The sequence below is a fragment of the Streptomyces sp. PA03-1a genome (assembly GCF_033792805.1).
Classification (GTDB): Bacteria; Actinomycetota; Actinomycetes; order Streptomycetales; family Streptomycetaceae; genus Actinacidiphila.
Genome location: NZ_JARAVO010000116.1, coordinates 17,163 through 27,706 on the forward strand (window position 1 = coordinate 17,163; position 10,544 = coordinate 27,706).

Here is a 10,544-nt window from a genome sequence, read left to right on the forward strand (position 1 = left end):
CCTGGTAACCACGGGCTCCGCCGCCATACGATGTCCCGAATCCGGCGGCCGCGATCACCCGATCGCCCTACCCGCGCCCCGTCCTCCCTCCCCGGGAACGCACCGGCGCCCCCACGATGACTGCAGATCAGACACCGCACGCCTTCCAGGTCGACCTGCGCGGCCTGGTGGACCTCCTCTCCCACCACCTCTACTCCAGCCCCAAGGTCTACCTGCGCGAACTGCTGCAGAACGGCGTCGACGCGATCACCGCCCGCCGGGCCGAACAGCCCGACGCCCCCGCCCGGGTGCTCCTGCACGCCGAGGGCGGCCGGCTGCGCGTGACGGACACCGGCGTCGGCCTCACCGAGTCCGACGTGCACGAGCTGCTCGCCACCATCGGACGCAGCTCCAAGCGCGACGGGCTGGAGAGCGCCCGCTCGGAGTTCCTCGGCCAGTTCGGCATCGGGCTGCTCGCCTGCTTCGTCGTCGCAGCGGAGATCCGCGTCGTCAGCCGGTCCGCCCGTACCCCGGACGCCCCGCCGGTCGAGTGGACCGCCCGTGACGACGGCTCGTACACCGTCCGCACGCTGCCGCGGCAGGACCACCCCGAGCCCGGTACGACCGTCCACCTGACCGCCCGGCCGGGCGCCGGGGAGTGGCTCGCCGAGGAGCGTGTGCTCGCCCTCGCCAAGGACTTCGGGTCCCTGCTGCCGTACGACGTGCGGGTCGGCGACACGCCCGTCACCGAGCGCCCGCCGGTCTGGGAGCGCCCGCACCCCGGGCAGGCGGCCCGCCGGGTCGCGCTCGCCCGGCACTGCCACGAGCAGTTCGGCTTCACCCCGCTCGACGTCATCGACCTCGACGTCCCCCTCGCGGGCGTGCGCGGCGTCGGCTACGTCCTGCCCGCCGCGGTCAGCCCCGCCCAGCGCGCCGGGCACCGCGTCCACCTCAAGGGCATGCTGCTCACCGACCGGGCCGACGAACTCCTGCCGGAGTGGGCCTTCTTCGTCCGCTGCGTGATCGACACCGACAGTCTGCGTCCCACCGCGTCCCGGGAGAGCCTGTACGCCGACGAGACGCTCGCCGCCGTCCGCGAGGCCCTCGGCGAGCGCATCCGCGGCTGGCTGACCGAACTTGCCGCGGGCGACCGGGAACGGCTCGCCCAGTTCCTCGCCGTCCACCACCTCGGCGTCAAGTCGCTCGCCCGGCACGACGCCGGGATGCTCCGCACGATGCTGCCGTGGCTGCCGTTCGAGACCACCGACGGGCAGCTGTCGCTCGAGGAGTTCGCCCGCCGCCACCCCGTCGTCCACTTCACCCGCACCGTCGAGGAGTACCGGCAGGTCGCCGCGATCGCCTCCGCGCAGGGCATCGGCGTCGTCAACGGCGGCTACACCTACGACGCCGACCTGGTCGAGCTGCTGCCGACCGTGCGTCCCGGCACCGCCGTCGCCGAACTCGACGCGGACACCGTGACCGCGCACCTCGACCCCGTCGACCCTGCCGAGGAACTCGCCCTGTCCGGCTTCCTCGCCGCGGCCCGCGCCAGGCTCGACCCGCTCGGCTGCGACGTGTCGCTGCGCACCTTCCACCCGATCACCGTCCCCGCGCTGCACCTGGACGACCGGGCCGCCCGCCACGAACGCGCCCGCGCCGAGGAGGAGGAGCAGGCCGACGAGCTGTGGGCGGGCATCCTCGGCTCCCTGCGCGGCGGCGCCCCGCGCGCCCGGCTCGTCCTGAACCACCTCAACCCGCTGGTCCGGCGGATCAGCGGGTTCACCGACCCCGAACTCGTCGGCACCGCCGCCGAGGCGCTGTACGGCCAGGCCCTGCTGATGGCCCAGCGCCCGCTGCGCCCCGCCGACTCCGCGCTCCTCAACCGCGCTTTCCTCGGCCTGCTGCAGTGGGCGGCGCAGACCGCCGACAGCCCCGCCGGCAAGCCCGCCGACGCCGAACAGGAGGACGGCCGATGAGCACCCAGGACCCGGCGGCCGAGACCGTACGCCGCGCCCTGCACCACAACCGGGAGGAGCCCGAGGGCCGCGCCCGCAACGCCGGCGCGGAGCGGCTCGTCGCCGAGGCCGAGGCCACCGGGGACACCCCGCTGCTCCTCGAGGCCCTGTTCAACCTCGCCAACGCCTACGCCTACAGCAGCGAGAAGGACAAGTTCTTCGTGCCCTTCGCCCGCCTGCTGCGCATGTGGGACGAGCGGCCCGGGGACTTCGACGGCGCGAACACCCACCACCTGCACTGGATCTTCAAGTGGGTGGCCAACGGCATGCTCGACCAGCCCGACGTCCCGCTCGCCTCCATCGAGAAGTGGCACCGCGAGATGGAGCACCGCTACCGCCTCGCCGGTCACTCCGAACGCGCCGTCCGCCAGGGCGAGTTCCGCATCGCCCGGCACGTCGGTGACACCGCCCGCGCCGAGGCCGCCCACGCCGCATGGCTCGCCGCCGACCGCGACGGCATGGCCGACTGCCACGCCTGCGAACTCCACGGCCAGGGCAGCTGGCAGGTGGAACGCGGCCGTGACGACGAGGCGCTGAGCACCTGGGAGCCGGTCCTGACGGGGCAGTACACCTGCGCCCACGAACCGCACAACGTGCTGGCGTCCTCGCTGCTGCCGCTGGTCCGGCTCGGCCGGCTCGAGGAGGCACGCGCCCACCACCTGCGCGGCCACCGCCTGGTGCGCTCCATGGAGAGCATGCGCGGCGCCGTCTCCTCCCACGTCGAGTTCTGCGCCCTGACCGGCAACGAGGCACGGGCCCTGGAGATCCTCGCCGAGCACCCCGCGTACTTCACCGACACCGGCGACCCCGACACGCTCATGGACCACCTGGTCGTCACCGCGCTCCTGATGCGCCGCCTGCTCGCCCTCGGCCACGCCGACCGCGGCGTCCCCGGCCCGGCCGGCACCGAGTGGACCGCCCGCACGCTGCTCGCCCACGCCGAGCGCGAGGCCGCCGCGGTCGCCGCGCGCTTCGACGCCCGCAACGGCAACGACGCCGTCAGCCGCCGCATGCGCGAGCGCCTCGGCGCCGAGCCCCTCGTGGAGCGGCTCCCGCTGGGCGTCCGGGCCCGGCAGCGCCTGACCGCGCCCGCCCGCCCGCAGCCCGCACCGGCCGCCGTGCCCGCGGGCGCCGAGGACGTCCCCGCGCTGCTCGCCGAGGCCCGCAGGCTCAGCGCCGCCCAGCACCCCGGCGCGGGCGCCGTATGGGCCACCGCGGGCCGTGCCGCGGACAGCACCGGCACCGCCCTGGACGACCTGTCCCGCGCCGAGATCGCCGACCACGCCGGCATCGACGCCTTCACCGACCCCGGCACCGCCGTACCGCTCTTCGACACCGCCGCCGGGCTGTTCGAGGCGGCCGGCAAGCCCGGCGAGGCCGCGGCCTGCCGTGCCCGCGCCGCCTACGCGGTGGCCGTCGCGGAACAGAGCGGCCAGGCCCTGACCGCGCTCGACGCGGCCGTCGATGCCCTGCGCGAGCTGCACGGCACCGGCCGGGCCACCGCCCGCCAGCTCACCGGGGCCTGGCTGGCCCGGCTCCACGTCCGGCCGCCCGGCGCCGAGGGCGAGGCGGAACTGCTGCGGGTCATCGCCTTCGCCGAGGAGCACCGCGACGAGGACCGGATGGCCGGACGGCTCGCCGACGCGATCGCGCTGCACGCCCGGCACACCGCCGCGCGCGGCGACGTCGCGACCTCCGCCGAGCTCTTCGCGCGGGCCGCGCGCCTCCACCACGAGGCCGGAACCCCGTGGCACGCCGCAGAACCCGAGGCGCTCCTCGCCGACCTCTCCCTCCAGAAGGACGACCACACCAGCGCGGAGCGGTCCGCCCGCGCCGCGCTGGAGGACGGCGCCGCGGTCCTGGGCCCCGTGCACCGGGCCCACCTGCACACCGTGCTCGCCGCCGCGCTCGCCGAGCGCGGCGCCGACGCCGAGGCCGCCGACCACGCCCTGGAGGGCGCCCACTGGGCCGACGAGGGCGACATGTCCGAGGAGCTCGGCGCCTGGGCACGGCTCGTGCTCGGCGGGGCGTTGCTGCGCGAGGACAGGTCCGCCGAGGCGGCCACCGTCCTGGAGACCGCCCTGCCCGACCTGGTGCGCGCCCACCACGACGGGCGCGTCGTCCAGGCCCGCTGGTGGCTGGGGGACGCACTGCGCGACCTGGACGAGCCGCGCGCCGCCGCCGAGCAGTTCCTGCTGGCCGCGGAGATCGCTCAGGGCTGGGAGGAGCAGCAGGACCACGCCGTCCTGGCGAACCTCGCCGCCGACTGCCTGGAACGGGCCGGGCTGGCCGGCGAGGCCGCACAGGCGTACACCCGCGCCGGTGACCTCTGGCGTGCCCTGGAGCGTCCCGTCCCCCTCGTCCGCTCGCTGCGCGCCCGGGCCTGGCTCGCCCTCCACGACGGCCAGGGCGGTCTCGCCGTGGGCCGCTCGGTGATGGCCGAGGCCGTCGCGGTGGCCGAGGAGGCGCTGGCAGCGGCGACGGCGGCCGGTGACGGGGACGCCGCGGCGCACCTGCGCGCCGAACTGGCGGGGACCCACCGGCAGACCGGCGAACTGGTCGTCCGCGCCTGCCCCGGCGAGCCCGGCGAGGGCGACACGGACGGCTCGGCGCGCGCCGCGTACGAGGAGGGCCTGGCCTGCGCCGAGCGTGCGGTCGCCGTCTTCGAACCGGGTCCCGCGCGCAGCGCGGCCCAGCTGATGGCCGCCTGGCTCGAGGCCGATCTGGGACGGCACACCGCGGCCGCGGAGCGCGCCCGGGCCGTGATCGCCCTGTACGAGGGCGAGGAGGGCGGCCAGGAGGACGAGGTCGCCCGGCAGCGGCGGGCCGAGGCGTGCTCCGTCCTCGAATACGTCGGCGAGCGGTCCGCCGGACCGGAGTAGGCGGAGGGCGGAGAGGCACACGCCGGGGAAGCGCAGGCCGGGCAGGCACAGGCCGGGCAGGCGTAGGCCCGGCCGCCGGCACGGTCCCGACCGAGAAGGAGCAGGCCATGGAGGGTTAGTCTGAATGGTGGCTTTTGCCGCTTCCCGGTACGCGAGGAGGCCACCGTGACAGCCGAAGCCCTCCGGCCCGAGTTCCCACCGGCCGACGGCCGGTACCTGCCGATCGCCGCCCACGGGCTCATCGGCGACCTGCGCAGCGCCGCGCTCGTCGGCACGAACGGCACCATCGACTGGTACTGCTCCGGGCGCTTCGACGCCCCCAGCATCTTCGCCTCGATCCTCGACGCCGACCGGGGCGGCAGCTTCGAGCTGGCCGCGGACGTGCCCGCGCGCACCAAGCAGTTCTACTTCCCGGACACCAACGTGCTGATCACCCGGTTCTTCGCCGAGGACGGCATGGGCGAGGTGCAGGACTTCATGCCGGTGGTCGACGACTCCCACGAGGCCGACCGGCACCGCCTGATCCGCCGCGTGGTCTGCGTGCGGGGCGTGCTGCCGTTCCGGATGCGGGTGGCGCCGCGCTTCGAGTACGGCAGCGTGCCGCACACCGTCCACATGAACGGGATGCAGGCGCTCTTCGCCACCCCGGCCCAGACCCTCGCCCTCACCTGCTCGGTGCCGCTGGAGAACGACGGCCGGGACGTGTGGGCCGAGTTCAAGCTTTCCGAGGGCGAGACCGCCGTCTTCGCCCTGGACCAGGTCGGCGACGGTGTCGGCCCCCGCGGCTGCCCGCTGACCGAGGCGGAGGACCAGTTCGAGAAGACCGTGCGCTACTGGCGCCACTGGCTCTCCCAGTCGAGGTACCGCGGACGCTGGCGCGAGATGGTGCACCGGTCCGCGCTGACCCTCAAGCTGCTCACCTACGCGCCGACCGGCGCCATCATCGCCGCGCCCACCACCAGCCTGCCCGAGCGCATCGGCGGGGAGCGCAACTGGGACTACCGCTACGTCTGGATCCGCGACGCGGCCTTCTGCGTCTACGCGCTGCTCCGGCTGGGCTTCACCGACGAGGCCGAGGCCTTCATGAACTTCCTGTCGGACCGCATCTGCATGGGGGGACCCCGCTGCACCGCCGGCCCGCTGCAGATCATGTACGGCATCGACGGCCGCTCCGAGCTGCCCGAACGGGAGCTGGACCACCTGGAGGGGTACGCGGGTTCCGCACCGGTCCGGGTGGGCAACAACGCCGTCCACCAACTCCAGCTGGACATCTACGGTGAGCTCATCGACTCCCTGTACCTGTACGACAAGTGGGGCAAGCCGATCTCCAGCAGCCACTGGGACACCGTCTGCGAACTCGTGGACTGGGTCTGCGACAACTGGGACCAGCCCGACGAGGGCATCTGGGAGACCCGCGGCGGCCGCAAGAACTTCCTGTACTCGCGGGTGATGTGCTGGGTGGCGATCGAGCGCGGCATCCGCATGGCGAACCACCGCGGCCTGCCCGCCAACCGCGAGCGCTGGTACGGCGCCCGCGACGCCATCTACCGGCGGATCATGAGGAACGGCTGGTCGCAGGCGCGCGGCGCGTTCACCCAGAGCGAGGGCGAGGACGTGCTGGACGCGTCGGTGCTGATGATGCCGCTGTCCAAGTTCATCTCGCCGACCGACCCCAAGTGGCTCTCGACGCTCGACGCCCTCGGCAAGGACCTCGTCTCCGACTCCCTGGTCTACCGCTACGACCCCCTGTCGAGCCCGGACGGCCTGCCCGGCGACGAGGGCACCTTCTCCATCTGCTCCTTCTGGTACGTCGAGGCCCTCACCCGTGCCGGGCGCGAGGACGAGGCGCGCCTGGCCTTCGAGAAGATGCTCACGTACGGCAACCACCTCGGCCTGTACGCCGAGGAGATCGACCGCGCCGGCGAACTGCGCGGCAACTTCCCGCAGGCCTTCACGCACCTGGCCCTGATCAGCGCCGCCTTCAACCTGGACCGGGCGCTGGGCTAACCGCCCGTTCCGTGCCTGACCCACACGTTGGGCTCCACGTACACGGCGTGGTCGTGCGCGGTGTCGCAGTGCACGGGGACCAGGGCGCCGGGCACCTCGACGGCGCCGTCGCGGTCGAAGGGGAGCCCCGTCCAGCGCCGCCACTGGGCCAGCGTCCCGCTGACCGTCATGGAGGCCGGCGCGACCTTGACGACGACGCCGCCCGCCCTGACGTGCACCCGCAGCCAGGGGTCCTCGGGGAGCCCGTCCTCGCGCAGCAGGCCGACGTACTCGGTCATGGGGAGCCGTGGACGCAGGTGCTTGGCCGTGGGCCGGACCGGGGCGAGCAGCGCGTCGTGGCCCAGGTCCCGTGCGGTGTCGCGCAGCGCGGCCACCATGCGGTGCGACAGGCCGCGCCCCAGGTACCCGGTGTCGATGGTGATCTCCAGCGCGCTGACGGCCGTCGCCGGACGCCCGTCGCGCAGGTCGCCGTACGCCCACATCAGGACGCGGTCCCAGCCCTGGTCGGGCGTCTCCTCGCGGCCCTCGCGGGTGGCGTCGAAGGGGACGGCGAACCCGCGCGCCACGACGCGGTCGCCGTCGGTGGCGACGACGCAGTACCGCGGGAAGTCCTCGGCGACCCGGTGCAACAGGGCCCCGGCGACCGGGTCCTGGGGGACGAAGGCCGGCCAGTTCCCGGTGATCTCCCAGAGCCGGGGGACCAGGGCGGGGCGCTCGGCGAGCGGGGTGATGCGGAGGGTGCCGATGTCGTCGTTCACGAGGTGGCACCCTGCCAGACGCGCCACCGCCCCGGCATCCCGATTTCCCCTCAGGCCGCCCGGCTCACGTCCGAGCGGGCCACGTCCGAGCGGGCCACGACCGCGGCGGCGGCGCGACGGCCGGCCGCCACGGCGCCCCGGCCCCAGGTCCCGGAACCGGCGCCCCGGCCCACCGCGGTGAGCGGTACGGCGGCGAGGAGCAGCAGGCAGCCCAGGACGGCGCCCATCACCGGGAAGCCCAGCCGGGCGCCGAGCAGTGCGCCGGTCAGCGGTCCGCAGGCCACCCCGAGCGAGGACGCGGAACCGGCGTACACCGCCCAGCGGCCGCGCGGGTCGAGCGCGGCGGCCAGGCCGATCAGGTACGAGAGCACCACCGGGTGGACGGTGTTCCACAGCACCTCGCCGACCGCGAAGGCGACCGCGCCGCGGGCCGAGGCGCTGGCCGCCACGCACACGGCGATCACGACCGTGCCCAGGCCGACGGGCACCGCGCGCCCGATGCGGGTCCCGAGGGCCCCCGCGGCCACGACGCCGAGCAGCCCGCCCCCGAGGGCGACCGCGAACACCATGCCCACCGCGGCCTCCGACAGGCCCACGCGGTCCAGCCCGATGCGTCCGCTCACCCCCCACAGCGCGTTCTGGGCCAGTGACCAGCACAGCATCGACGCCGCGAGCACGCTCCCGGCGCCCGGGTGCGGCAGCGGCAGCCCGGTGTGCCGCGCCACGGCCGTGGTCCGCGGGCACGGCCGCGCGGGCAGCCGCCGGGTCAGCGGGAGGACGAGCAGGGCGGTCGCGGCGATGGCCGCGAACGGCAGGGCGTGGCCCCCGCCGAGCCGCGGCAGGACGAGGTACAGCGCCCCGGCCGTCGCCGAGGTGGTCAGCAGCGCGAGCACCGTGACCCGGTGGGGCTCCCGTTCACCGGCGATGCCGACGGCGGCCACCGCGGTCGACGTACCGGACCCGAAGCCGCCGGCGACGCAGCCGAGGACCACCAGGGGCACGTGGCCGGTGGCCGCGGCCGTCGTGAAGCCGCTCGCGATCAGCAGCAGGCCGTACCGGGCCAGCCGCGCCCGGCCGATCCGGTCGACCCGCGAGGCCAGCGTGAACCCGGCGCAGGCCGAGCCGAGCAGCAGCGTGCTGCCGACCGCCCCGGCCTGGGAACCGCTCAGGGCGAGACCGGTGGTGAGACGGCCGACGACGGTCGGCATGAGGTACGGCGCGAGGTAGCCGGCGCAGAAGAGCGCGACGAGCGGCAGCAGGGCGCGCGAGGGCGCGGTCCGCGAAGACATGGGCGTTCCTGGGTGAGGGACGGCCGAAGGCACGGCGAGCAGGTGGGGGGAGTGCGCCCATCGACGGACAGGAACGCGCGGAACCATGTGTATCAAGCAACGAGGCTCGGCGATAAGGGGGTATTCCCCGCTCAAACCTGCTGTTGCCGAATCGAGATCAAACGCTCGCGCGGAGCACACGCACACAGGTCTCGATGTCGCCCGTCGACAGGTGCGCGTAGCCGAGCACGAGCCGTACCAGGCCGTCCTCCTCCGCCTGCCCCGCGCCGGTCCCGGCGGTGTACGACGACAGCGGCCGCAGCGTCACCCCGGCCCGTGCCGCCCGCGCCAGGAACGCCGGCTCGGGGCCGTGGCGTTCGGGCAGCGTGGCCACGACGTGCAGGCCGGCCGCGATCCCCGACACCTCCGCGCCGGGGAAGTGCCGCTCCAACGCCCGCACGAGGACGTTCCGGCGCTCCCGGTACCGCCGCTGGCAGCGCCGCAGATGACGGTCGTACCGACCGGAGCGGACGAACTCGGCGAGCACCGCCTGCTCCGTCACCGGATTGCCCAGGTCCATCGTCCGCTTCCGCGCGGCCGCCTCCTCCGCGACGTCCGGCGGCGCCACCAGCCAGCCCAGCCGCAGGCCCGGTGCCAGCGTCTTGCTGACCGACCCGGCGTAGGCCACACGGTCGGGGGCCAGCCCCTGCAGCGCGCCGACCGGGGCCCGGTCGTAACGGAAGTCGCCGTCGTAGTCGTCCTCGACCAGCAGGCCGTCCACGCGCCGCGCCCACTCCAGCAGTGCGGCCCGCCGCCGCGGCGGACAGGCCGTCCCCGTGGGGAACTGGTGGGACGGCGTCACCACCGCCGCCCGGACGCCGGACGCCGCGAGCGCCACCGGGTCGAGCCCGTCCGCGTCCACCGGGACCGGCACCGCCGTCAGGCCCACGGCCGCGAACAGCGCCGCCTGCTCCGGGCTGCCCGGGTCCTCCACCGCCACCGACCGCACACCGCGCCCGGCGAGCACCAGCCCCAGCAGGGTCAGCGCCTGCGAGACACCTGAGCACACCACGAGCCGCCCCGGTCCTGCCGCCACCCCGCGCCGGCGGGCCAGCAGGTCGGCGAGCGCGCCGCGCAGTTCCGGCAGCCCGCGCGGATCGGGATAGCCCAGCGCCAGGTCCGGCAGCCGCCCGAGCACCCGCCGGTGCGCCGCCGCCCATGCCGCCCGGGGGAACAGCGCCAGGTCCGGCACTCCGGGACGGAAGTCCGCCGGACCGCCCCGCTCGTCCACGGCGGCCCCGTCCGGCACCGTGGCGACGGGCCGCGCCACGGCGCCGGCCACCCACGTTCCCGCACCCTGCCGGCTCAGCAGGTACCCCTCTGCCGTGAGCTGCGCGTACGCGTCCGTGACCAGCCCCCGTGACACCCCCAGATCCGCGGCCAGTTCACGGCTCGACGGCAGCGGCGTGCCCGCGGCGAGCCGCCCCGTGCGGACGGCCTCGCGCAGCGCCGCCTGGAGCACCCGGCCGCGTCGCCGGGCGGGCGCGGCGGCCGTCGGCAGCAGCAACTCCCATGCGGCCGTCCACGGACCGCCGCCTCCGCCGCCCCCATGCTCCCCACCCCCCAGGCCCCTTT

The 10,544-nt window shown here is 75.3% G+C and carries 6 protein-coding genes; 3 read left to right on the forward strand and 3 right to left on the reverse strand.

What is annotated here, in order from left to right; all coding sequences use genetic code 11:
• The first annotated feature begins 116 nt into the window (after positions 1–116).
• From PV341_RS25025 to PV341_RS25035, 3 genes are all read left to right on the forward strand, one after another.
• Positions 117–1,955 (forward strand): HSP90 family protein, encoded by a 1,839-nt coding sequence (locus tag PV341_RS25025; RefSeq protein WP_500324921.1) that lies wholly within the window; start codon positions 117–119, stop codon positions 1,953–1,955.
• The gene (locus PV341_RS25030) at positions 1,952–4,876 is read left to right on the forward strand and encodes a tetratricopeptide repeat protein (RefSeq protein ID WP_500359016.1); all 2,925 of its coding nucleotides are present in this window, start codon (positions 1,952–1,954) and stop codon (positions 4,874–4,876) included. The genes PV341_RS25025 and PV341_RS25030 overlap by 4 nt, the downstream gene beginning before the upstream one ends.
• A gap of 165 nt (positions 4,877–5,041) precedes the next feature.
• Positions 5,042–6,883 (forward strand): glycoside hydrolase family 15 protein, encoded by a 1,842-nt coding sequence (locus tag PV341_RS25035; protein WP_500331190.1) that lies wholly within the window; start codon positions 5,042–5,044, stop codon positions 6,881–6,883.
• Here the strand turns inward: PV341_RS25035 and PV341_RS25040 are convergent.
• The 3 genes from PV341_RS25040 to pdxR form a co-directional block, all read right to left on the reverse strand.
• The gene (locus PV341_RS25040) at positions 6,880–7,641 is read right to left on the reverse strand and encodes an N-acetyltransferase (protein ID WP_500331191.1); all 762 of its coding nucleotides are present in this window, start codon (positions 7,639–7,641) and stop codon (positions 6,880–6,882) included. The two genes, PV341_RS25035 and PV341_RS25040, sit on opposite strands and share 4 nt — an antisense overlap.
• A 50-nt stretch (positions 7,642–7,691) precedes the next feature.
• A complete protein-coding gene (locus PV341_RS25045; protein WP_500331193.1) occupies positions 7,692–8,930 on the reverse strand; it encodes an MFS transporter in 1,239 nt (412 codons plus the stop codon).
• Between the two features lie 157 nt (positions 8,931–9,087).
• Positions 9,088–10,536, reverse strand: a complete 1,449-nt coding sequence (gene pdxR / locus PV341_RS25050; RefSeq protein ID WP_500359018.1) for a MocR-like pyridoxine biosynthesis transcription factor PdxR — start codon at positions 10,534–10,536, stop codon at positions 9,088–9,090.
• Positions 10,537–10,544: the final 8 nt, after the last annotated feature.